The sequence below is a fragment of the Saprospira sp. CCB-QB6 genome (assembly GCF_028464065.1).
Classification (GTDB): Bacteria; Bacteroidota; Bacteroidia; order Chitinophagales; family Saprospiraceae; genus Saprospira.
The window spans coordinates 2,693,197-2,717,135 of sequence record NZ_CP116808.1 but is presented as its reverse complement, the minus strand read 5'-3'; the positions used below and the strand labels follow the sequence as shown (position 1 = coordinate 2,717,135).

General features: G+C 45.3%; 19 protein-coding genes, 1 tRNA gene and 1 pseudogene. 5 read left to right on the top strand and 16 right to left on the bottom strand.

Annotation, left to right across the window (positions count from 1 at the left end):
- Positions 1–35: 35 nt before the first annotated feature.
- Entirely contained in the window at positions 36–2,153 is a 2,118-nt protein-coding gene (locus tag PPO43_RS10485) for a Tex family protein (RefSeq protein WP_272617548.1), read from the bottom strand.
- 125 nt (positions 2,154–2,278) lie between these two features.
- Here PPO43_RS10485 and PPO43_RS10480 point away from each other — a divergent pair, with 125 nt between their 5' ends.
- Positions 2,279–3,022 carry a sulfite exporter TauE/SafE family protein gene (locus tag PPO43_RS10480; protein ID WP_272617547.1) on the top strand — a complete coding sequence of 248 codons (744 nt, stop codon included), beginning with the start codon at positions 2,279–2,281 and terminating at the stop codon, positions 3,020–3,022.
- Positions 3,023–3,489: 467 nt separating this feature from the next.
- Here PPO43_RS10480 and PPO43_RS10475 read toward each other — a convergent pair whose 3' ends face one another.
- The 14 genes and pseudogenes from PPO43_RS10475 to PPO43_RS10410 form a co-directional block, all read right to left on the bottom strand.
- Positions 3,490–4,422 carry a hypothetical protein gene (locus PPO43_RS10475; protein WP_272617545.1) on the bottom strand — a complete coding sequence of 311 codons (933 nt, stop codon included), beginning with the start codon at positions 4,420–4,422 and terminating at the stop codon, positions 3,490–3,492.
- Positions 4,423–4,575: 153 nt separating this feature from the next.
- Positions 4,576–5,340: an alpha/beta fold hydrolase gene (locus tag PPO43_RS10470; RefSeq protein ID WP_272617543.1), complete on the bottom strand. Its 765-nt coding sequence runs from the start codon at positions 5,338–5,340 to the stop codon at positions 4,576–4,578.
- Positions 5,330–6,448 (bottom strand): lipopolysaccharide biosynthesis protein, encoded by a 1,119-nt coding sequence (locus PPO43_RS10465; RefSeq protein ID WP_272617541.1) that lies wholly within the window; start codon positions 6,446–6,448, stop codon positions 5,330–5,332. The genes PPO43_RS10470 and PPO43_RS10465 overlap by 11 nt, the downstream gene beginning before the upstream one ends.
- 6 nt (positions 6,449–6,454) lie before the next feature.
- Positions 6,455–8,896, bottom strand: a complete 2,442-nt coding sequence (locus PPO43_RS10460) for an SLBB domain-containing protein (protein ID WP_272621333.1) — start codon at positions 8,894–8,896, stop codon at positions 6,455–6,457.
- A gap of 245 nt (positions 8,897–9,141) precedes the next feature.
- Positions 9,142–9,315: a hypothetical protein gene (locus PPO43_RS10455; RefSeq protein ID WP_272617540.1), complete on the bottom strand. Its 174-nt coding sequence runs from the start codon at positions 9,313–9,315 to the stop codon at positions 9,142–9,144.
- A 109-nt stretch (positions 9,316–9,424) separates the two neighbouring features.
- Positions 9,425–9,498 (bottom strand) — tRNA-Ala (locus PPO43_RS10450).
- A 439-nt stretch (positions 9,499–9,937) separates the two neighbouring features.
- Entirely contained in the window at positions 9,938–11,605 is a 1,668-nt protein-coding gene (locus PPO43_RS10445) for a hypothetical protein (protein WP_272617538.1), read from the bottom strand.
- Complete coding sequence (locus tag PPO43_RS10440; RefSeq protein ID WP_272617536.1) at positions 11,602–12,171, bottom strand: HD domain-containing protein; 570 nt, start codon at positions 12,169–12,171, stop codon at positions 11,602–11,604. The genes PPO43_RS10445 and PPO43_RS10440 overlap by 4 nt, the downstream gene beginning before the upstream one ends.
- A complete protein-coding gene (locus tag PPO43_RS10435) occupies positions 12,171–13,088 on the bottom strand; it encodes a hypothetical protein (protein ID WP_272617534.1) in 918 nt (305 codons plus the stop codon). The genes PPO43_RS10440 and PPO43_RS10435 overlap by 1 nt, the downstream gene beginning before the upstream one ends.
- Positions 13,089–13,129: 41 nt before the next feature.
- On the bottom strand, positions 13,130–13,915 hold the full coding sequence (locus tag PPO43_RS10430) for a hypothetical protein (RefSeq protein ID WP_272617532.1): 786 nt from the start codon (positions 13,913–13,915) through the stop codon (positions 13,130–13,132).
- Between the two features lie 25 nt (positions 13,916–13,940).
- The gene (locus PPO43_RS10425; RefSeq protein ID WP_272617530.1) at positions 13,941–14,900 is read right to left on the bottom strand and encodes a hypothetical protein; all 960 of its coding nucleotides are present in this window, start codon (positions 14,898–14,900) and stop codon (positions 13,941–13,943) included.
- Between the two features lie 244 nt (positions 14,901–15,144).
- Positions 15,145–15,444, bottom strand: a pseudogene (locus PPO43_RS10420) (DUF1573 domain-containing protein); the annotation flags it as partial.
- A gap of 59 nt (positions 15,445–15,503) precedes the next feature.
- A complete protein-coding gene (locus tag PPO43_RS10415; protein WP_272617528.1) occupies positions 15,504–17,789 on the bottom strand; it encodes an OmpA family protein in 2,286 nt (761 codons plus the stop codon).
- Between the two features lie 235 nt (positions 17,790–18,024).
- Positions 18,025–19,098, bottom strand: coding sequence for a PorP/SprF family type IX secretion system membrane protein (locus tag PPO43_RS10410; protein ID WP_272617526.1), 1,074 nt, complete (start codon positions 19,096–19,098; stop codon positions 18,025–18,027).
- A 207-nt stretch (positions 19,099–19,305) separates the two neighbouring features.
- On the opposite strand from PPO43_RS10410, the gene PPO43_RS10405 reads away from it, so the two are divergent.
- The 4 genes from PPO43_RS10405 (at position 19,306) to rpmF (ending at position 22,879) form a co-directional block, all read left to right on the top strand.
- Complete coding sequence (locus PPO43_RS10405; protein WP_272617525.1) at positions 19,306–20,052, top strand: hypothetical protein; 747 nt, start codon at positions 19,306–19,308, stop codon at positions 20,050–20,052.
- 338 nt (positions 20,053–20,390) lie between these two features.
- The gene (gene dnaB, locus PPO43_RS10400; RefSeq protein ID WP_272617522.1) at positions 20,391–21,923 is read left to right on the top strand and encodes a replicative DNA helicase; all 1,533 of its coding nucleotides are present in this window, start codon (positions 20,391–20,393) and stop codon (positions 21,921–21,923) included.
- Between the two features lie 143 nt (positions 21,924–22,066).
- Positions 22,067–22,600 (top strand): YceD family protein, encoded by a 534-nt coding sequence (locus tag PPO43_RS10395; protein WP_272617520.1) that lies wholly within the window; start codon positions 22,067–22,069, stop codon positions 22,598–22,600.
- A 48-nt stretch (positions 22,601–22,648) separates the two neighbouring features.
- On the top strand, positions 22,649–22,879 hold the full coding sequence (gene rpmF / locus PPO43_RS10390; protein ID WP_002659500.1) for a 50S ribosomal protein L32: 231 nt from the start codon (positions 22,649–22,651) through the stop codon (positions 22,877–22,879).
- A gap of 124 nt (positions 22,880–23,003) precedes the next feature.
- Here rpmF and PPO43_RS10385 read toward each other — a convergent pair whose 3' ends face one another.
- Complete coding sequence (locus tag PPO43_RS10385) at positions 23,004–23,939, bottom strand: lytic transglycosylase domain-containing protein (RefSeq protein WP_272617515.1); 936 nt, start codon at positions 23,937–23,939, stop codon at positions 23,004–23,006.

Here is a 23,939-nt window from a genome sequence, read left to right as displayed (position 1 = left end):
CCTTCGGGCCACGGCTGCGCAGCGCTGGGCCAAACCTACTCTATTATGGAGAGCTGGATCCGTTTGCGGCCTAGCTCTAGCCCAACAATAGTTACTTCTAGCTCTTGGCCCAATTTGACAAAGCGGGCGGGATCATCTACTCGTTGATGGCTCATTTGAGACTTATGCAAAAGGCCATTTTCCTTAATTCCAATATCAACAAAAGCCCCAAAGGCCGTAATATTGGTCACGATGCCCGGCAGTTTCATCCCCTCTTTGAGGTCCTCAATCTGATGCACATCAGCAAACTGGAAGACTTGGCGAGGCGGACGAGGATCGCGGCCAGGTTTTTCCAATTCCTTCATAATATCATGCAAAGAAGGTAGCCCAATTTCACCCTGCACATAATCTTTAAGCTGAATCTTTTTGCGCAAACTTGCATCCGCAATAAGGTCGGCAATGCTGGCATTGAGGTCCTTGGCCATCTGCTCTACAACGGGATAAGCCTCTGGATGCACCCCCGTATTGTCCAAAGGATGAATCCCTTTCCGAATGCGCAAGAAGCCCGCAGCCTGCTCAAAGGCTTTTTCTCCCAAGCGCTTAACCGATCGCAATTCTTGGCGGCTTTTAAAGGCCCCCTTCGAGCGACGATAATCGACAATGTTGCGGGCCAAGGCAGGCCCCAAACCAGATACATAAGTAAGAAGGTATTCGCTGGCGGTGTTAAGGTCCACACCCACCGCATTCACGCAGCTTTCGACTACCGCTCCCAATTTATTTTGTAGTTGTTTTTGATCCACATCATGTTGATATTGCCCCACTCCAATAGACTTAGGATCTATTTTTACCAATTCGGCCAAGGGGTCCATCAAACGACGACCAATAGAAACCGCTCCACGGACCGTAATATCTTTATTGGGAAACTCCTGACGAGCAATTTCTGATGCCGAATAAATAGAGGCTCCACTTTCATTGACCAAAAATATGGCGGGTGGATTTCCCTCAAAAGGCAGATCACGAACAAATTGCTCTGTTTCTCGGCCCGCAGTCCCATTTCCAATGGCTATCGCCTCAATACGATGCTTTTCTAGTAGATCCAAAACCGTATCGGTAGCTTGTAGCTTGCGATTGCGGGGAGGCGTGGGATAAATCACCGTATCTTCAAGTAATTCCCCTGTTGCCGACAAACAAACTAACTTACAACCCGTGGCATAACCTGGGTCTATGGCCATCATTCTTTTGTTCCCCAAGGGAGAGGCCAAAAGCAATTGGCGGAGGTTATCGGCAAAAATCTGAATAGAGGCCAAATCTGCCTGCGCCTTGGCTTGCTTGACAAACTCATTACTAATAGAGGGCTTCATTAGGCGTTTGTAGGCATCTTCTATGGCCATATCTAGTTGTTCTGCCCAACGATCGGGACAGCTTCTGCGAATAAACTGCCCACAAAGATCATTCAATACATAATCTTCATTTGGGGCCAATTGGACCTTGAGTAAGCCCTCTTTTTCGGCCCGCAAAACAGCCAAGATCTGATGCGCTTGTAATTGCTTGAGCGGACGGTCCAACTCAAAGTAGTTCTTATATTTTTGGGCCTCTTCTTCTTTGCCCGCTACAACTTCCGCCTTAAAGCGAGCCCGCTTCTGATAATGCTGACGTACAGTTGCCCGAGCAGTTTCATCCTGATTGATGCGCTCGGCAATAATATCTCTGGCCCCTTCTAAGGCATCCTCTTCATCCAAAACTTCCTCAGATAGTAGGGGTTCTACAATACTGTCGAGATCAAAATCTTTTTGGGCCCAAAGCAATTCAGACAAGGGTTCTAGACCAAACTCACGGGCCTTATCGGCTCTGGTTTTTCGCTTTTTCTTGTAGGGCAGATAAAGGTCTTCGAGCAAATGCAGCTCAAAGCAATTTTTAATTTTTTTGGCCAGCTCATCGCTCAGCTTGCCTTGTTCCTCAATCTTTTCTAGGATAAAAGCCTGACGCTTTTCAATTTCCTGTTGTTTTTCCCATTCGTCTTTAATAGCCATGAGGTCCACCTCATTCAAGCCCCCACTAGCCTCTTTCCGATAGCGGGCAATAAAGGGAATGGTGGCCCCAGATTCAAAGAGCTCAATTACTCGGGAAACAGCCTGAGCGTGAATATTTAGCAGTTTCGCAATACGTTCGATCATAAAAGTACGGCTTTGAGTTAAGGGCCTCAAGATAATGGCTTTTTGGGGAGCTTGCAAACGCCTTTTGTTTGGGCTTTGATAAAAGCGTACTTTTGCCCCAGTTTTTCAGATTTAAACGCAGCTTTATGTTCATTTTTATTGGGGCTATGGCCGTCATTTTCCTCGCTTCTTTGATCAAATCTACCTTTGGATTTGGCGAGGGCATGGTCAATATGTCCTTACTCACCCTATTGCTGGGCCTCGATCAGGCGGTCCCTTTGGTGGCCATTTTGGCCTTGGGCGGCAGCGCCTATATTCTCCTTCAAGATTTTAAGCAGGTCGACTGGAAAGAGCTTTGGCCTTTCTTAATTGGGGCCTTGTTGGCCGCCCCCATCGGCCTTTCTATGGGCGAGTATTTGCCCGCCTTTTGGATGCGCAAATTGCTGGGCCTCCTCATTATGGTTTTTGCCGTCTTCAAATTATATCAGAGCTATCAAATTGCCGAAGATTTGGGCGAGCCCAAAGGGCCCGAAGGCCGAAAATGGGGATATCTCTTTGGCCTTTTGGGCGGATTGTTTGGGGGCGCCTATAATGTTGCGGGTCCTGCCGGAGTGCTCTACGGCAACTTTAGAGCTTGGCCACCCGCCATTTTCCGCGTAACCATGCAGGGCTATTTTATGCTTTTGGGCATAGCCGTCGTTTCGGGCCACGCCTATATGGGCCGCTATTCTCCTGAGGTCCTAAAAATGGCTGCTTTTGCTTTAATTCCAATTGCACTGGGCGTATTCCTCGGCCGTTTTTTCAACCAAAAATTATCCAATCCCGCCCTTTTCAATAAACTGGTCTATTTCCTCTTAATCCTTTTGGGCTTAATCCTTATTATCAAGTAGTTTTTTTGGGGCTGCCCCTCGCTTCGCTCGGGTCGGGCTGTGCGGGGGCTCGCTGCTCGCTCGGCCCTTCGCAGGCTTTGCCTGCTCGGTCTGGCCTACGGCCCCCCCCTACCATCCCTCAGCCGCTCCTCTTGGTTTTTTCAGTCTAGGCGTCCTGCTTCGGCCCTAAATCCGCTTTGTTTGAGAGCAGTTAAGTTAATTTGTTAGGGTTTTATTAAAAATGAAAATAATGTAACAAAATCAAAAAGGGCAAAAGTTATGTCTGGAACATAACTGGCTTACTAAAAAACATAACCAGCTAGGTCTGGAACATAACTGGTTTACTATATAGAAGGAGCGAAGCGACTGGCCTAGCGATGCGGCGGGGTGGCCGTCAGGGCAGACCGAGGCGGCGAAGCCGCCGAAGGGCCGAGCGAATAGCGAGCCCCAAAGCGTAGCGCCGCAAGGCGAAGCCGCAGCGGAGGCCCCTAATCCTCATCAATAGCTTGATATTGAATAGCCAAGAGGATCAGTTTGGCTTTAAACTCTTCTAAGAGGAGATTGAGTTGGGGGGTCTGGGAGCTAAGTTGGGGCCAGCTATCAAAATAATTGTAGAGTTTGGGGAGGCGCAGATAGAGGGGAAGCAGGCTATCTTCGCAAGGGGGCTGTTCTAGTTCCTCATCTAATAGCTTATTGCAATGGCTAATAATGGCCTCTAAAAGGGCGGTTTCGGTTGGGGCATGTATACTTGCGCAGAGGCCATCGATTAGGTAGGGCGACTCTAGGAGAAAGTGAAAAAAAGTGGCTATTCGGAAATAATTGAGGACCTTGAGGGCGGCGGGGCCATCTTGGGCAAAGGCCTGTTGGGCATCTTTCCAGACTGCTTTTTTGAAGGCATCATCTAGCTCCTCTTCATCATGAGATAAGCAACGTTCTTGAAGTTCTTCGATGGGTTCTATCCAATTTTTTTGGCGTAAAAAGAGGAAAACTTCGGTCCAATCCTCCTCTTTCAGGTCCTTATTGAGCCAGAGTTCCCAGTCTACTTTGGGTTGTTGGAGCAAGTAGAAATAGCGTAGGGGTTTTGCTTTAACCCAATCGAGGCCATAGGTACTTATTAGGACCAAAAGGGCGATCAGGCCGCCAGTCCACCAAGGTGAGAGGGGAACATAATAAATTAGGAATCCCCAGCCGACCAGAGCGGCCAAAGCGGTGGCAAAGAGGAGGGGGTGAGGGCGGTAGGCGGTAAGTCTTCGCCATTCTCCAATTTGGCCAAAGATAAAGATGGAGCTAAAGAAATAGCCGAGCGTCCATCTCCAATTCCAGTAAAGCAGGGAAAGGGGGATGGCTAGAGCCATTAGGAAGGGGAAAATCTTAGCGATTAGAACAGCAATAAAATCGGTTAATCGGGAGTATTTACGCATAGGCAAAAAAAAAGGCCCTAGGACCAAAAACCTAGGGCTCACACACAACACATCTGACATAGGCAGATGACTCTTCTGTCAAAATGAAAACATAATTAAAATTGCTGCAAACATCTTAGTAGATGTCCTTTAGCAAAAAAGAGGTGTGTGGAGCTAAAAAAAAAGTTTAAAAATTTCGTTCAGTTGGTTTGGGGCTTCCAGAAAGCCCATATGACCAATATTTTTCAGTGTTTTAGATTGCCAATTTGGCGAGAGTTGTTGAGTGCTTTGGGCTTGGGAAAAGGCTGGGGGGACCACCTCATCGAGTTCTCCGATAATGGCCAAAGTAGGGCCTTGGAAATTGGCGAGGATGGTTGATCGGTCTGGGCGAGACCACATTGCTTTGAGTCCGGCTAATACCCCTTCTTGGCTATGTCCGGCTTGTTGTTTCAAAAAATTTTGGACGGCTGTTGTTTGGCGAAGTTGAGGGGGGAACAGTTGGGGGATGAGTTGTTTAAGGTATGGATCTAGGCCGTATTTCTCAATAAAGGCGGCTGATTTTTTTCTTTTAGCCTGTTTGGCTGTTGGATCGGCAAAAGGGTGGCTATGTAGGAGGCAGAGTTGACGAACAGCCTTTGGGCGTTTTTCGATCATGGCGAGGGCGAGGTAACCGCCCATAGAGTGGCCGAGGATACTTAGTTCCTGAATATTTAGCTCATCGAGCCAGGTCCAGAGGAAATCGGCCATTTGGCCGAGATCATCGATTGCGCCTTCTGATTGGCCAAAGCCGGGGAGGTCGGGTAAGAGTTGGCGGTAGCTTTGGCCTAACTGGGGCCAAAAGGGGTTAAAAATGCTATGGTCTTCGCAAAATCCGTGTAGGTAGAGAAGGACGGGGCCATGGCTTAGGCCTTCTTGTCGATAGAAAAACTTAGGCTTCATCTGTAGCTTCCTTTTCTTTTTTGGCGGCTTGTTGGGCCTTGAATAACTTCATTAGGTCTCTAGCGGCCTGTTGTCCAAGTACAATAGAGCTGCCTAAGAACAGGCCTAAGACTACTCCTATAATTAGGAACAAACGGGGGTTGGGGCGTTCTGCATAAAGGGGATAGAGGGGGCGGTCGATTACCTGTAATAAAGGAGTTTGTTGTTCTAGGGCTAGTTTGGCGGTTTCTACATTTTTGATGGCGAGGAAATAGCCTTCCATTTCGCCAGAGAGTTTTCGGGCGAGGTATTGTGTTCGGATACTTTCGGCATAGCGGCCTTGGGCTGTTGCATTATGTTGGTTAAGGTATTTAATATAATCTTCCTCGGCCTGATCCATTTCTTGTTCTAGAGAATCTCTTCGGCTACGGGCGGCTTCAAAGATTCGGCGTTGTTTTTCTACGGATTGGTTGCTATAGTAAGTATTGAGTTTATCATACAACAAATTGATAAAATCATGAGATAGGATCTCTGAATTGCTCACAAAGCGGATATTCAGGATTTCGGAGGGGCTTAGCTCTTGGGTTAGTTGTTGTTGAATACGGCCCACGGCTGCTTGTAAGAGTACATTTTCTTGTCTAGTAAACTGCTCAAAATTTTTGTGCTGAAAATAGAGCTCGGCTAAGCTAGATTCATTTTCTGCCCATTGTTTGCGCATGCCTTGTAGTTCTAGATAGTGGTGGATCATAAAGTCCTTTTTTGGACCATCGGGATACAGTATTTCCACTTCTTCAAACAGCGCCATTTGGAGCAGGCGACGAGTAGTGAGTAGTTCTTGTAGGCGGCCCATATTGCCAGAGGCGAGCTCGGAGCCCCCTCCTAAACCGGCAAAAAGTCCTCCTCCAAGTACCTGTTGAAGATAGCCTTGATCGGCTCCGCCCCCTTCATTCATGCTGAAGGATAGGCGGGCCACATAGCGGGTGGGAAGTTTGGCTTTAGACTGATACAAATAATACCCTAGGGCTGCAGCCAAGATAAGGACCAACCAAGACCACTTAAGCCAAAGCCAAGCATAGCGCTTAAGTTGTTTCTGTATATTTTCAGCTGTAAGCAACTGAGAAAAATCCATAGTACTTTAGTTATTTAGGGCTCGGATGGCAAGCAAGAGCGTCAAGGTAGAAGAAGTGATGGCTACACCATTTTGAATAATGCGGTTCCATTCGATAGGTTCTCGTTTCTTCTTTGGAATATTTTGCTTATCGGTTTTAGTTTTGGTATCTACATAAACCATTGCGCCTTTAGTTACCTTAGGGTAGCACTTAAAGAGATAATAATTGCGTGTTTTCTTTACTGCTCCAGAAGGATAGCGGACATACACTAAGCGTTTTCGGCCGCCATTGGCTCGATCAATTCCTCCCGCATATTCTTGGATATAATATTTAGCTCTTTTGCCTTTATGGAAGGGAACATTGATGCGATCGGGGTTTATTTTTCGGCTGATGGCTTCTTCAGCTTGAATCTCTTCTCGTTCTATTTCGCTTTCGGTTTTTAGCAGTTTGAGTTTGAGTTCAATTTCTGCTATTTCCGATTTATTTTTCACCTCAGGGTGGTTAATTCGGCCCCCAATAGCCACCAAATCTTTGATCACGGGAATGCTAAGACGATCACCAGGACGCAAAATATAGTTAAAGCGAGAATCTGGATTTTTGGCTACATCTTTTAGGTCCAAAACTACAAAGCCCTCTCCTGGCCGAATTAACCGAGCTCCTTCTAAAAAGGCTAGGGCAGTTGGTCCCCCTGCTCGGTCCAATAAATCGGCAATGCGTTCGCCATTATCTTGCAAGGTATAAGCGCCAGGGTAGGCAATTTCTCCTTGAATGCTTACATTTTGAGGAAGTTTATAATTCTTTGTTAGGCGGACAAAGATCTGATCTCTAGGCTCAAGGGTTAGGCCTTCAGCACCAACAACCTTTAGCTCTTCATTGATATCATAACTCATCAATTCCACCTTGGAGCTTCCATCTTGCTGTGGCACCAATCTCGAAATTTCTAAAATAGAGTTGGCTGCTTCTTTTTCAATCCCATTGGCCAAATAGAGTAAATCTTCTAAGGTTAAGCTATCACTATGTACATAGGGCCCAGGCTTACGCACTGCGCCATAAATTTGCACCTTGTATTCATCTACAAATTCCGATTTGAATTTGACCTCAATTTTATCCAAAGCACGCAAGCGAATATTTGCAGCGTCTTGGCCGGCCAAGATACTATCAATACTCACATTGATGTATTCAATGGAGAAATCGGGACGCAAACGACGCACATAAATTTTCTCCTTAACCGCAGAAAGCATAATGCCCGATTTCTGCAGCACTTCCAATATTCTGGTCCCTGCCCCCAATTCATATTCTCCAGGCAATTTCACGGCCCCCTCTACAGTCACATAATTGGAATAAGCCTCACTAATTGGCGACAGCTCAATAATATCCCCATTCAGTAAGGGGAAGTTCTCTTTATTGTCTATAATTTGGGCCAAATTCACATCAATAATTCGCTCTTCATCATTGGCATAACGCTTAATCTGAATATTGCGCAAATATGCATCGGCCTTAACACCTCCAGCAAACTCTAGGGCCTCTAAAAGCTGCTCTCCTTCTAATAGTTCATAATAAAAAGGACGCTTAACCGAACCCCGAACCTCCACTACTTTTTCGGCCAAAGGCACAAAAATATAGTCATTGTTATCCAAGAAAAACTCTTCTGAAACATTGGGGTTATTAGCAAATTTATAGACATCCAATTGCCGAGTAGGATGATCGCTACTAATCACTTTAATCCGACGAACACTACCAATTTGCGAAGGTCCTCCAGAGGCCACTAGGGCGTTAAAGGCGGTATTGGTTGCTGGAATTGTATAGCTGCCCGGACTAAATACCTCGCCCGTAATATTCACCGTAATACTTCTCGAATAATTGAGCTGTACATCATAATTTGACCCCTTCATGTTCATATGTCGAGACAAACGCTTATAAATCGCATCCCGCACATCACTAAACTTCATTCCTTTGATATAGAGCCGAGGAACCATAAGGTCTGGAATCGATAAATCAATGTACCCATTGTCATTCACACTCACGCTCTTACTAAAATCAACAGCTCCCCAAACGGTCACTTCTATCTCATCGCCAGAAGCAATTCGGTAGCTTTCTATGGCCCGCTGGTTTTTGGAGCGATCAAATAAAGTGATGCTTTGGTCTCTAAAAAATTGCTGTCCCCAAATTTTGGGTTCGGGCAATTCTTCTTGCCGCTTACGCGCCAAAATATCTTTTTCCTCCTCTTTTTTTCGCTGCTCTTTTTTCTCCTCTTCTATCTGATCCTTTACTTTTTTCTCTTCGGCATTGATTTCCGTTGCCTTGGGATCTACTTTCGGAGCCTCAATGCTCCCGTTATTTCCCCCGCCTGAGGGATCTACTTGTCCAGGGTCAATAACTGGCGGCACAATAGGGGGAATCTGGGCCTGCACTTCTAAGGCAAACAGGCTACAACAAATGAGGATAAACAGACTAATCCGCTCTCGCATAATGATCAAAGGGTTTGATTTTATTTAGAACTGCTAAGTTACAAGTTTTCTCTTAATGACGATTATTTTTTTGGGGCCTCCCGCCACAGGCGGGCGCTACGCTTTGGGGCTCGCTGCTCGCTCGGCCCTGCGCGGGCTACGCCCGCTGGGTCTGGCCCTTCGGGCCACCCCGCCGCATCGCTAGGCCAACATGCTTTTGGCTTTTTAGCCTAGCTCTAACGAAAAAAGCCCGCTTCTGCGGGCTTTTAAATGCTCTTTTTTTTCATTTTTTGTTTGTGGGCCAAAGCCTGTATCAGGCTGGGTCGACAATTAAACTCTAGCTGCTGGCTAATCGGTCTAGCTTTTTTCTCCTTCCGAATGGCTCGAAGGATCCAGCTAGAAAGCAGATAAACCGACTTTTTGGTCCCTTTTTCATCCATAATTTTAGTGTTCGTTATCTAACTAAGTTACTGATTTTCTGTCTAAAAGCAGATTGATTTGGACCAAAAGCAAAAAAAAAGAGACCAACAAAATTGTTGGTCTCTTTCGTGGAGGATATCGGAGTCGAACCGATGACCTCTTGCATGCCATGCAAGCGCTCTAGCCAGCTGAGCTAATCCCCCATTCAACTTAACATTGCATTCCTTTGAGTGCGTTGCAAATATAAGACAGCTTTTTGGCTTTGCCAAACTTTTTTGGGCCTAAAAAAAGAAAAAATTAAAGGTTTTTTAATTTAGCCTGATTTACAATTGCTTAGGCAAACGGCTAATAAAAAAATTGGCCCGGCCCGCCCGAGGGATTCCTTAAGGAATCCCGTAGAGGGGTGGGTGGGCGGGGACATTTTGAAGCAGGCCGAGCGAAGCGAGGCCTACCGCTTAAAGGGGGAGACAAAAGGCCGAAGCAGAAAGAATAAGGTAGAAAACAAAAGTGGAGCTGGCCCAGCGCTGCGCAGCCGTGGCCGCAGGCCAGACCAAAGCCCGCAGGGCTGCAGGGCCGAGCAGACCTGCGAGCGGCGCAGCATAGCGGCGGCCAGCTGTGCTGGCCGCGGGCCCCAAATGGTTTTTAATTGGCCGCCTCTTCCTCTAGATCTACTTCAGGAAGATGCTTATACATAAAATTCAATGCATTTTTATACATAATGCGATCAACCAGCTCTTCAGCAGATAAATTATACATAAAAGTTTGGATCTCCTCTGCAGTATAAAGTCCTTCGATGTCGCGAGGATTTTCAAAAAAATCGATCAAATCGCGATAAAGCTGTTCCATATCATCTGAGCTATCATAGACCTCTAGGGGGCGGGCATACATATCAAAAGAAGAAGAAATGCTAATCATTTCCCAAGCGTCAATAGATTGGGCGACATAGATAAATCGGCAAATATTGGCCACAACAGCTTCTACGGCTACTGCTCGGCGATTTACAGAACCGGGAACTGTAGAATTATATCGGGTTTGGAAAGCCTTGCCCATCAGGCGGTCTCGATCGAGAGAGATCCCTACCAAGCCATTAGATTTCACAATGGCCTTAATGTCTTGGCGGCACAAATTGGCTTGACGATTATTGAAAAACGACTGCTGATTTTTCACGGGCTCATCGCTTCCGCTGTAGGCATTATCTTTATAAGACAAGCCACTAATTCCTACATTTAAGGCTAGGGCTGGAATTGTATCTTTTCTAAAGCACTCTTCTTTGAGATAGCTATAAAACCAAAGGCGTCCTTCTAGACTCATATCAGCTACATCGACTAAAATTCGGCGGCCCACCTTTTTATCTAATAGGCGACGACAAACCCACTGGCCCAATTCGGTAAAGCCTTTTCCCAAGCTATTTTGCTCGCCAAAAACTTCTTGTTGGGCTTCATTAAATCGGGCTACTTTACCGACAATGCCATCTTCAAAATAATTGCCGAAGCTAATCGAGAAAATGGGAACGCTAAGATATTCCCCTGTTTTTTGACGTATGGGTAAAATACCTTTAAGTTGGTTGACGCTATTGAGTACGAGTTGGCCAAACTCTTGGCGGCCCAAAATTTCTAAATTTGTTTCTCCACTTTCTTCATCGGGGCGTAGCGCAAACAAATCGCTAAAGACATGTCCACCGCGCAAGCTATAAGTGAGGCCAATTTCTTCGGGGTTATTCATCACACTATCCAAGTCTGCCTTCGTCCGAATCATGCGACATTTATAGTTTCCCCAGGGAGTTTGATAGGGTAAAGGCGAATCAAAAGAGCTTTCGCCATAGAGTTCGCTACGGGCGTAGGCAATATCTCGGCTCAAGTCTTCGATATAAAGAAAATGGCTTTGTTGAAAATCTTTTTCGGCCAGGGTACAGCCCGTAAGGCATTCAAAAAGCTCCTTACTAATTCCAGGACGAAAATACTCTGAAGCCATCAGCTGCCTTTCTATGGGTTGAATCACCTGATTAGAAATTTTGACTCCACCTTTAACCAAATCTAATAAACTAGCTTGTGATTGTTTAGGTACTCCCAAGAAGGCATTATCAAGTTCAATTGGCAATTCGATTTCGCAATTGTGTTCTATTGTTCGCCAAGGGCTTTTGCGATAACCACTTTTAGAAGATTCAGCCGCTTTTTTCATAGAGGCCACGCTCATATCAATGGTATAATAACGTTTTTGGGCCTCTTCTTTATCTTCGGTTATTTGGGCCATCAAGGCAGTATTCAATAGGCAAGCCCAAAGCAATAAAAAAATAGGTTGGGGATAATTCATATGTTCATTTTTTGCAGCCGTTCAGCAACTTGCTGAAGATAATAGCGCCGCAGTGGTTCTAAATAATGCTGCCCCCAGGGGCTAAAAAACTGCAATTGTTTCAAAAACTTTGATTGAAGCTGCAGCCATTCCATATCACTATAAATCTGGCCCATTTCTAAGGCCCATTCTTGGCGCAATAGACTTCCTCTCCTCCAAAAATGGCTACTCAAGCTATAAGAAATATCTGCATCTTTTAGGTAAGCTCCTAATTTCGTACTAGGGCATTGCCCAACTTGAGTAGCGGCAATAGCTTGGCAAATTTCATCAATTTGTTTTTCCTTAAAATTCCATTTTGGCAATTTCTCTTTCGCCCAATCTATTGCAATTGCCTCGTGGCCCTCTGCTGATTCTGCATAACCCAGATCATGCAAATAGGCTGCGGGAATCAAGATATCCTGTCCAAATGGCAAAATCGATACAGCAGCCACTACTCCTTGAGTATGGTCCAAATTGTGATAGCAAAGTGTTGCTCTTTGCTTTCTTAGCGTTTGATGACAGGCCGTAATTAGCGCATTTAATTGCATTAGCGAAGCGATATTTTCTGAAAGCCTACCTTTAAGCCTCGATTATAGAGTTGAAGGCTATACTCTCCCTTTTCAAAACTCCATTTGCTTCCTGCAGGAGGGCTCCAACTGATGCAAAGATCTTCTTTATTGGGATAATACTCAAAGCTTTTTACAATCGTATAAGGGGTTTTATTTCCTTCTGCATCAGAAAAATACCCCCCTCCCATTTTTTCTTCAACAATAATATGTCCATTGGGATCAATGATCTGCATATAGAATTTATTTGGCCCTGGAGTAACTACCTCATTCTTTACAATTTTAAAGCAAGCCTGAAAAAACTCGGCTCGTTTGCGGCGGTCAGTAGCCTTCGTTTCGCCTCCTTTGCTCAATTTTGCGGCAATAAATTCTAGATTTGAAATGCGCAAAATAGCTCCCTTATCCAACTGTTTATTGAGCTCTTCTGTGGTTTCCTTTAAATTGGCGGCTTTTTGGGCCAAAGAATCCTTTACCTCCTGCTCTCGCTCATAAAGCTTCTGATACTCACTGCGCTCTTCCATCAGTTGCACATTCTGTCTACGCAATTCAGCCAAATCTAAGGTCTGCTCATCAACAAAGGCTCTCAGTTTTTTCAATTCTTCTTGTAAAGCCTCTACCTGATTAGCCAACTTCTGCTCATTATTCTTCTGCTGATCGGCCTGAGCAAGCAAGTTTTTAATTTTTAGATACTGTTTATCCAATTCTGCCTCCTTGTCTAAAAGAGCGGGATATAAACTATCTGCCTTTTCTCGATAAAAAGCCAACTCGCTTTGTAACGCTGTATATAAGCTATCTGTTTCTTTGGCTATTTCGCCTACATTCATTTTTGGCTCTTCTGAAGAACAACTCAGCAATAGGCCTAAGCCAAATAATAGTAGAACACGCTTGACTCCTAACATTTTAAAGAAATTGATCTGGTTTAATTTTTTGATTCGCAAATTTACAAAATTTGAAAGAAGTCAAACCGCTGCCCATGCATCATTACCTTATTTCCCCGAATATAGTCCTTTAATGGCCGCCCCCAAGGCTGCCAATCGCCCAATGGCTGCGGCCGATAGCCCTTAGCCAAGCCCCAACCCAAACTATAAACATAAATTTCTTGCCCCTGCAAACGATAATGCCGAACAGAAAAGGGCTTCCAGGCTTGATAAAAGTTTAAGCGGTCTTCTACCTCCAAGGTCCCCATTTCTTTATAGTTCAAGCGGGTCAAGTTTTCAAATTTGCTCAAAACTGGCCTTGGAAAATGCGCCTTTACCCCTTTTTGACTCGGCAAACTCGCCCATAGGGCCAAACTATCTGCCTCCAATTTCATTTGGCCACAACTGCGATCATAATCGCAAATGGCTTCTTCTAATAATTCCGCAGCCTCAAAAAAGGGAAGCTCCTCCGCCAAACGCTGGGCCTTCGCAAAATGAGGCGCCAAAGCCTCCTGATAATCCTCATCCGCTAAATCTACCCAAGCAATATGCTTTTGCTGCTGCAACTTTTCAATATCTCGCCCCTTTTTCAATTTCAGCTGCCCCTTCCAACGCGTCTGCCCCAAGTTTTTTGTCCGCCCCATCCCCTGCAAATTAGGCAAGCTTCCCGCTCCCCCACTCACATAGCGCTCAAGCTCTACTTCCAACCAAACAAGCTCTCCCGAACTGCTGCCCAATAAAAACAAACTATACTGATAAGCATAACTACAAGCCGATATATGGCCCCCACTTACCAAAACAAATAACAATATTATCCCTATTTTTTTCATCCACTTACCAAAAATTAGAACCCGACCTAGGCCTCCAGCCCTTAGGTCTTGCCCGATATTCTATAATTATTTTACTATCTACCCCTTCCGATTTGTTCCGGTCTCGCTGATAAATTAAACGGCCCGAACGATTATATTTTAAGACGGAAACCGATATCCGCTTTTTCTTTTTAGAAGACAAAACTTTCTTCACCCGTTTCAACTCCCCATTGCCCCAATAGCGATAACGACTCCTCAAACGTGGCGTCTCTGGCTTTTCTTCCCCATCTGGAAAATAACGAGTAGTCGTATAATCCAATCGCCCCTGAGCATCATAAAAAAAATATTCCTCCTCGATAATCAAGCGATCCCGATTCCGAGTTGCCGTCTTTAACAAAAATGAATCTGGCGAAAACAAAAAGTCTACCTGCTTTTGTAAACCATCCGCCTTGCTATAAAAAATAGCCTTATCCAAACTTCCATCTGCCCGATAAAAAAGCGTATCCCATTTCTCATCCCAATCATACTGCCTAAATACTTTCGATAACTGCCCACGCGAATTATAAGAAAACAACAGACTGTCCGTACTGCAATTATCTCCCCAATACCAAACTTCCATTTTTCGCCGCCCATCCGGATAAAACAAAAATATTGCACTATCTATTACCTCCCCCTTCTGCTGAAAAATATTCACCTCCTTGGTCGAGTCTGGATAAAAAGCCACAATTTTCGACTCTAAACTCGCATCGGGCTTGAAAAACAAATTCAAAGACCGCTTCCCCTGCTCATTATACTCCTCCCTAGAAAATAAATACTTCCCCTTAAACTTCGAATCCTTCGATTTATTGACCACATAGGTCTCCTTTAAGCGAATATTCGTCACTTTTTGCGGCGCCAACTTCAACCCCAAATATGCATACGCATCTAACTGCGCCCGAACTGGCCCAACACAAAAAATCACAAAAAGTAATAAGAGTGGATTCATCCTTTATTTTTCTTTTTTGGGCCTCCGCAGCTTCGCTGCGGCGCTACGTTTCGGGGCTCGCTATTCGCTCGGCCCTGCGGCGCAAAGCGCCTGGGTCTGCGGCTCCGCCGCCCCCCTCCACATCGCTAGGCCTGCGGCCCTTCGGGCCTGCAACACGCAAAAATAGCTAGGGCCAGACATAAAAAACCCCTAAACGCAAAATAGTCGTTTAGGGGATTTTTTATCGGCTCAATACGCAAAAAAGCTATTTCACAATATCTGCACTAATGTAATAAAGCAGAAGATCATCCTCTACATTACCATAAATCTCTACTGCAGACTCATAGCCTTTCTTAATATCAGCCTTTGAAGAGTCAAACTTAATTTTGACATAACCTTTTTGGCCTGGGGCAACGGCTTTGCGGCTCCATGAAGTAGGCTCCGTACAGCTACATCCACCTTGCACAAACTCAATCTTCAAGTCTTCGGTCCCCGTATTGATAAACTCAATAGTAGCTTCCTTTACTTCTCCAAATTTGAGTTCTCCCAGCTTCAATTCTGGCTCAAGAAACTTTACTGTCGTTTTCGGCCGCTTGTTCTCCTGAACAGGAGTTGCCGACTCAGTTAGTTTTTTTTTTCAGCTTCTACTGCACCAACCTTACCTTCAATAATCTTGAACTCTACACGACGGTTTAGCTGACGACCCTCAGGGTTATCACTACCATCTTCATTTTCGTTAGGCGCAACAGGCTCAGCTTCTCCAAAACCTTTAGCAATCAAACGCTCAGCAGCAATGCCTTTTTCTACTAGGTAGTCAATGGCCGCCTTAGAACGACGATTAGACAAACGATCGTTGTAGCTGTTAGATCCAATAGCATCGGTAAAACCACGCACTTCAACTACCATTTCAGGATAATCAGTCATTACTTCAGCAATGCGATCTAATGTGTCAGCAGCTCCTGTGCGGATGTTCGCCTTATTAAAGTCAAACAATACATTTACAAACAAGGGAGGAGGAGCCAAATACAATTTGTGCATCTCTTTCGCCTCTGTCGCCTTTACTGTTTTAAAGTCACCAATATAACCTTCTAGACGAGCTTTGATTTTGTACTCTTTGTTGTTGTCCAAGATAAAGCTAAACTGATTTCCATCAGTCATTGTCTTTTCGGTTACCAACTTATCGCCTTCATAAACCATTACGGTCACTCCATTCAAAGGCGCTTTGCTGTTGCGGTCAAATGTTTGAACCATCAAGCCAGCCTCTTTCAAAGTAGTGGTCTCTTCCCATTCCATAGGACCAGATACGCTACCAAAACGGTTTTCTAGAGCAGGGCGGCGAGTGTCAGCTGTAGTGCTAGAACCAGTCTCCCAGCCCTCTTTGCTTGCTACTACCTCATACTCTTTTCCTTGCTCTAAAGGAAATACAAATTTGTTATCCTCTGTATTTGTTTGCTCAGCAACTACTTCACCAGTTGCTTTATCAATTACTTTTACTGTAGCACCAACTACTTCTTCCCCAGTTTTGTCATCAGTAACCTTAACAACTAGGTTTACGTCACAACGCTCAGGCATCAAAACAGAGAAGATATCATCAGTAGAAGTTTGGCTTTGTACTGCTCCGCTACTTCCTTCACGGTTAGAGATCAAATAACCAAAACAGTCGTCACGGCCTTCACGAGTTACGATAAAACCAAATTCATCTACACTAGTGTTAAAGCCAGGTCCCATATTTTCTACAGCAGACCAAGCACCAGCTTCATTGCGCTCTGTTTGGAAAAGGTCAAAACCTCCCATACCAGGATGTCCGTTAGAGGCAAAATAAAGACGATTATCACGCTCATCAAAGAAGGGGTAGCTTTCGTCTCCTACGCTGTTTACAGCTTCCAAGTTCAAAGGTGTACGAGTAGTGCCATCAGCATTGATCTCTGCATACCAGATATCAAAACCGCCTTTACCACCAGGCATATTAGAAGAGAAGAAGAGTACTTCTTGGCCATCTAGCATACCTACTGCGGGGTTTTTGCAGCTATACTCTCCATCATTGAAATCAAGAGCAATAGGGTCAGTTACATTTGCACCATCATAGCCAGCGCCATAGATTTTACTATTTTCGAGTTTGTTTCCCACCAACTGAGCCTTAGCAAAAAAGAAGCGACTCATATCTTGGTTAAATGTGGGGTTAACTACATGTGCACCCTCAGCAGTAAGGGTAGAAGCGCTAAAAGGCTCTACTTTCTCCCATTTTTCGCCATCTTCTGCTTTTTCAGCAACAAAGATGCGGGCAAATTTGGCCTCTTCTTCAGCATCTTCCAAAACGATAATGCTATCGCCACGGAGGGCTGAGAAAACCAATTTATTGCGGCCAACAGGATAAGCATAGTTCTCCATTAGAGGAGAGTTCACTGTTTTATCTAGAGGCTTAATGATTAGTTCTTCTTTGGGAGAAGTTACTGTTTGTGCCCATTTTGCTCCAGCGATTTCTGTATCGGCTAGGGTTTTCATGCGCTCAGCTTCTTCACCATTGTATTTGCTTTTGAAGCTTTCAAAAGCGGGAATACATTCGCTGTATTTTCCGGCCAATTTCAAGCTTTGGGCATAATACCAGCTAGCCATAGGCATAAAGTTCTCCTTATCGAGTTCTATGAGCTGCTGAAATTCTTGTTCAGCAGAAGCGTAATCGCGAAGGAGGAAATAAGTATAAGCTACATCGTAGTTGGCCTTTACGTCTTCGGGTTTGCGTTCGCGCACCTGCTTAAAGTAATCCAAGGCGTTCCAAGTATCGTAGCGTTCGAGGTTACTAGAGGCAATTTCTTCTAGTTTTTCTGTAGGTTGGCTGTTGCCTACAGGTTGTCCCCAGACGAATGGCATGGCTAGTAAAACTAGCAAGGCCGATAGGAAATAGTTTTTCATTGCTATTTTTCTAAATTTTATGGGAGATGCTTATTAAAAGATGCGAGCTGTTTGTTTGGAGGGCCGGAGCGGTACCTTTAGCGAAAGCTATTGGAATTTGCGGCCTAGCGATGCGGAGCGGGTGGCCCGGAGGGCCAGACCGAGGCGCTTTAGCGCCGATGGGCCGAGCGAATAGCGAGCCCCGTAGCGTAGCGCCGCAGCGGAGCTGCGGAGGCCCCAAAACAGCAAACAATAATTAGAAACGAGGGTTAAAGAGAATTTCTTTGACCACAGGTGTTCTGTAAATTTTGGCGATATAAGTAAGGCCCAACTCGAAGCCTTGGCCACGAAGATTGTTGCCGCTATAGTTGCTGTTAGACAAACCAGAAAGGTTAAAGTCATAGGCTACACCAAAAGAAAGGCCGCGATATTCTAGGCCAAGGCGAGCAAAGGCAGCATCCGAGAGGCGGTAACCAGCACCTGCCAATAGATTGAAGTCCTTAGTATCATTGAAGTGGATAGCGGCAAGTGCTTGAAGGTTGGCCTCAAAAGCAGCGTCCATGTACTGAACAAAAGCCATAGGGCGAACAGACAACTTGCGCGTTAGGCTAATATTAGAGCGAACGCTACCGATGATATTAGAAGGCAAGCTATAGACATCGTTAGTGATCGTCAATTCGGGAGAGTTGAGGTGGTTATAAGCCACGCCCGCCTCGATATTCCAACCAGCGGCCACATGAGAAAGCATCAAACCTGCAGAGAAATCCATTCCGCTAGCAGTTCCGCTAGCAAAAGTTTCGGCAGTACCTCCAGTGATATCATTTTCAAAGGTATAGTCGCTAGCGTCGCCAACAGACTGTTGGATAATTCCCCCTTTAAAGCCAAAAGAGAGGCGAGTGTTGCCTCGAGCGCCAAGGCCAGCATGAAAAGCTAGGGCCAATTCTGCTTTGAGGGTCGACAAATAAGAAACTTGATCGTTATAGAAGTTAATTCCAGCACCAAACCAATGTTTAGCGGGACCAAATTTGTCTTTTCCCTTGATCCCAATCAAAGGGGCATCAATAAAGGCAGAAGGCGTTTGATAGCCCGAAAAAGAGGTAGGGTATGCATTGCCTGTGGCGCCCTGAGGTAGCGTACTGTTGGTGCCCAAACCTTGCCATTGGCTACGATAGATTCCTCCCACACGGAAGGTCCCCTCGTAAAAGCCCGTATAGGCAGGGTTGAGGTTCACTGGCGACATGTCGAACATACTAAAGTGAACGTCCTGCGCCTGCAGTTGCCCCCAGCTTGCGAGGATGCAAAAAAGGAGTATAGGTTTTAAAATTTTCATCTGACTGATAATTTTGTACAATGTTAATGCTTCAGAGTTTTCGCTTTCTTTTAGTCCGGTCAAGGCTACCAGACCCTAAATGTTGATTTAGCGTTAAATATAGTTATTTTTTAACTAAACTAAGTAGTTCAAAAGGGCTTAACTCTTAGGCTTAAATGCTTTAAAATAATCTGCCCCAAAAGAAGGGGGCCCCAAAATTATAGGTTTATGCGCGTAAAATTAGCATTTTTTCTCTTTCTCTTTCCTTTTTTCCTCCTAAGCTGCCAAACTTCTAATAAAAAAAAGGACTTCTCAAAAGTTAAGCTTTTGCCCCTGCCCGCCTTGGCCCTCGATCAAGATAGTAGTATCCAAATGCGCGGCTTCAACTACCAAAATGGCCGCCTCACAATGATTGTTCAAAACCTTTTATTGGGCCAAGCCGTTGATAGCCTGCGCAAAAAAGGCCAAAAGTATATTCCCTTGGGCCTACATCTTCATCTAGTGCTAGACGATAGCCTGCATGCCGCCCAAAATGATCGCAATTTTCAAATCAATATTCCCAACGGTCCCCACCAATTCAAAGCCTTCCTCTCTGCCCCCAACGGCCAAGTCATCCGCGCTCCCCAAGCCTTTGTTTGCCGAGATATAGAAACCCTCAATCAATCGGTCCGAAAAAGCCTAGCCAGCCCCAAAGCCCAAATTGCCTATGCCAGCCCCCTCGGCCAATTCTCCCCCGAAGAAGCCCAAAATGTGATTGTCGATTTTTATCGCTATAATTGCCAACTTGGCCCCCAAAACTATCAGGTCCTGCTCGAACTCAACCAAGATCGACAATGGTGGATCCAAAAATGGCAGGCCCACAGCCTCCAAAATCTCCCCCCAGGCCAACACAAAATTCATCTCAGCCTCTACAATGCCCAAAAAGAAAAAGTCTATGGCCCAATTACAGAAGAAATTTTAATTCTTGAAGAATAATAATTTGGGGCTGCCCCTCCCTTTGGTCGGGTCGGGCCATTCCGCAGCTCGCTATTCGCTCGGCCCTTCGGCGCTAATGCGCCTCGGTCTGCCGCCTACGGCGGCCCTGCTACAGCCCCTCAGCCTGCGGCGGCTTCGCCGCCTGTCCCCTCCAAAAAAATATAGGCCAGAAAAAAACCCAAAACGCCCATTTTAAGGAGACAAAAAAATGAGTTCCAAAGAACAAATTTTTTATTCCCTTTTTTTCTTAGCAAATTTGCCCTCTGCAAATCAGACAAGCACCACCAATTAAGACCTCATCTAATTGATATGCAATTATTTGAAAGACTCCGCTAGCTATGAATTTTAACAAGACTGACCAAAAGAAAAATCTCAAGAGCTTCAAGCAACCTCAAGGCAATAACGCCTTTGGGAAAGTACAGCCCCAAGCCCCCGCCCTCGAAGAGGCCGTCTTGGGCGCACTCATGCTCGATAAAGATGCCCTGGCCATCGTCATCGATATCCTTTCTCCCGAAAGCTTCTATGTCGAACGCCACCAACATATTTATAAGGCCATCTGCAAACTCTTTGAAGATAGTAATCCCGTCGATTTGCTGACCGTTACCGAAGAGCTCCGCAAAATGGGCAAACTAGATGCCGTGGGCGGCCCCTACCAATTAGTAGAACTCACCAACCGCGTAGCCTCTTCCGCCAACGTGGAATATCACGCCCGCATCATTTCCCAAAAGTTCATCCAAAGGGAGCTCATTCGGGTGTCTACAGAAACCATCAATGAGGCCTATGAAGATACCGCCGATGTATTCGACCTCCTCGATAAGGCCGAACAAGGCCTCTTTGGCATTACCGAACAAAACCTCAGCAGAGGCTCTATGGGCATGAGTACCCTGGTCAATATGGCCATCAAACAATTCGAGGAGCTATCAGAAAAGGAAGATGGACTCACGGGTGTCCCTTCTGGCTTTACCGCCCTGGACCGAGTAACCTCTGGTTGGCAACCCAGTGATTTGGTCATCGTTGCCGCCCGTCCAGGTATGGGTAAAACTAGTTTCACCCTAGCTGTAGCCAAAAATGCAGCCGCACAATTTAGCTCAGGGGTCGCCTTTTTCTCTTTAGAGATGTCTAGCGTCCAACTAGTCAACCGGATTATTTCGATGCAAACCCAAATCTCTTCCGAAAAACTCCGTAAAGGCCAACTCGAAGATTATGAATGGCAACAACTCTATGCTCAGGTAGACCAATTGGGCAAAATGCCCATCTTTATTGATGATACCCCAGGCATTAGCATCTTTGAACTGCGCGCCAAATGCCGCCGCCTCAAAATGCAACACGATATCCAACTCGTTATTATTGACTACCTCCAACTAATGACCGCAGGCGGTGGCGATAAAAACGGAAACCGAGAACAAGAGATTTCAACCATCTCTCGTGGACTCAAGGCCCTGGCCAAAGAACTCAATGTGCCCGTTATCGCCCTCTCGCAGCTGAGCCGTGCCGTAGAAACCCGTGGCGGTTCCAAACGCCCCATGCTTTCTGACCTTCGGGAATCTGGTGCCATCGAGCAAGATGCCGATATCGTGACCTTTATCTATCGTCCAGAATATTACGATATCCTAGAAGATGAAGAAGGCAACTCACTTCAAAATATTGGCGAAATTATCATCGCTAAACACCGTAATGGTTCGCTAGAAACCGTTCGCCTACGCTGGGATGGCCAATACGCCCTCTTCTCTAATCTGGAAGATCAAGACTTTACTGGCCTACAACAAGCTGGCGGCAATTTCCAATTGCCCTCCAACCTAGGCGGCGAACCCAGCCCCCTTTCCTCTAAAATGAATAATGACAACGGCAGCATAAATGATATCCCCTTCTAAAAAACGGGAACTTCTTGCCCCCTTTTTTCCTTTTGAGGGTCTGCTGCAGCCTAAAAGACTGTTTTTTAATATCTAGGCTGTAAAAATTATTATTTTATTGAAAATTGCCTATTTTTGCAGGCGTTTCCAAAAAAAGCGGAGACATGAAACATCTTAGAGCCTATGCGATCAATTTTCTGAGTTTGGCCGATGGCCAACATCAGTTTGATTTTGAGCTCAATGAAAAGTTCTTAAGTGCCTTTGAGGATACCCCTCTAGATCAGGCCCAAGTCGTAGTTAAACTGCAAATGCTCAAAAAGCAGCAGTTTATGCAGCTTGACTTTCAGCTTTCTGGCCATGTTCCAGCCCAATGCGACCTCTGTGGACAAGATTTTGACTTGCCCATTTCGCTAAATGAGCAAATGATTGTTAAGTTTGTGCATGAATTGCCTGAGTTTCCTGAGCCCGAGCTCATTTATCTGCAACATGGGGCTAGTCAGCTAGATTTGGCCAATACACTCTATGAGTTGTTGGTGCTCGCTATTCCAATTCGAAAGGTCCATCCCGATCAGGGTTGTCCTCCAGAAATCTTGGATTTGCTCGACCAATACAGCCAAGTCGCTGAAGAAGAAGAGGAGGAAGATGAAACTCCAAATTCTTCTGTCTGGGATGCTCTCAAAGATTTAGACTTAGAATAACCCTTTACATATTATTGAAAAAATAGTACTTTATAAAATTCTGTAGAAATGGCACATCCTAAGAGTAGAATATCAAAACAGCGTAAGCGTAAGCGTCGTACCCACTATAAAATCGAGGCTCCTAACGTAATCGACTGCCAAAACTGTGGCGCTCCTAAATTGCCTCACCACGTTTGTGGCGAGTGTGGTTTTTACCGTGGCCGCCTTATGGTAGCTCCTAAGGTTAAAGAAGTAGCTGCTCCCGCAGTAGACTTTGGCAATGAAGGCCTAGACGATTAAGTCTATCCCCCTTTTTGCTTTATATCTCAGGCTCTAGTTGCTCGGCAGCTAGAGCCTAAGCTATGTTATTTTAGACCAAATAAAAAAGCGCAGTTATCAATTTAGATAACTGCGCTTTTTATCGCTAAAGTCCTCCCCTAGCTTTTGGCAAACGAATCGTATAACTTTTTCGCTTGGCATTGGTCAATTTGCTACTGAGAATCCAAGGATTATGCAATTTGAGGGTCCGATAACTAACCCCCTGCTCCTTGCAGAAAGCCGCCCAATTCGTAGGACCATTTACTGTTACTAAACGATAAGCCGGAAAAGCGGGATAAAGATCATCCTCCTCATAGAAAAAACCATAGCTCTCTGGATTAGACAAAATACATTTGGTCGCAAAAATACGTGGCAAATAACGCATCGTTTCCGCAGGCAACTCCAAATCATAATACGCCTTGCCTCCCTGAGCATTTTGCCGCTCCTGAACACGGCCTTCACCACAATTATAAGCCGCCGCAGCCAAGGTCCAACTACCAAATTTTCCTTTTAAACGCTTGAGTAACTTACAAGCCGCCTCGGTCACCAAATAAAAATTCAGGCGCTCATCCACCTCCTTATTCACTTCCAATCCATACATACGAGCCGTAGCTGGCATAAATTGCCAAATCCCTTTAGCCCCAGCAGGCGAAGTCGCATTTAACAAATTACTTTCCGTAACTGCCAAATACTTGAAATCATCGGGTACCCCATTTTTTTTGAGTACCTCCTCCATCATCGGAAAATAGCGATTGGCCAGTTTCATACTATGAATGGTGGCCGAATGACGAAAACAAATCGACAATTGTTCTCGATCAAAACGCTCCCGCATATCCATATCCTTAATCGGAACAAGCTCGCCAGCAAAACTCAATGAATCAGGAATCTTTGGCATCTGCACCTGCTGTACATGCTCCAATTTTGGCGCCTGAGGCGCAGCTTCTGGCTGATCCGTTGGGTCCGTATAAGAGGTCAAAACCAAAAAGGCCAAAAAAGCCGTTGTACCTAAACTATAAACTAATAAGGAGGATAGCACTTTCAT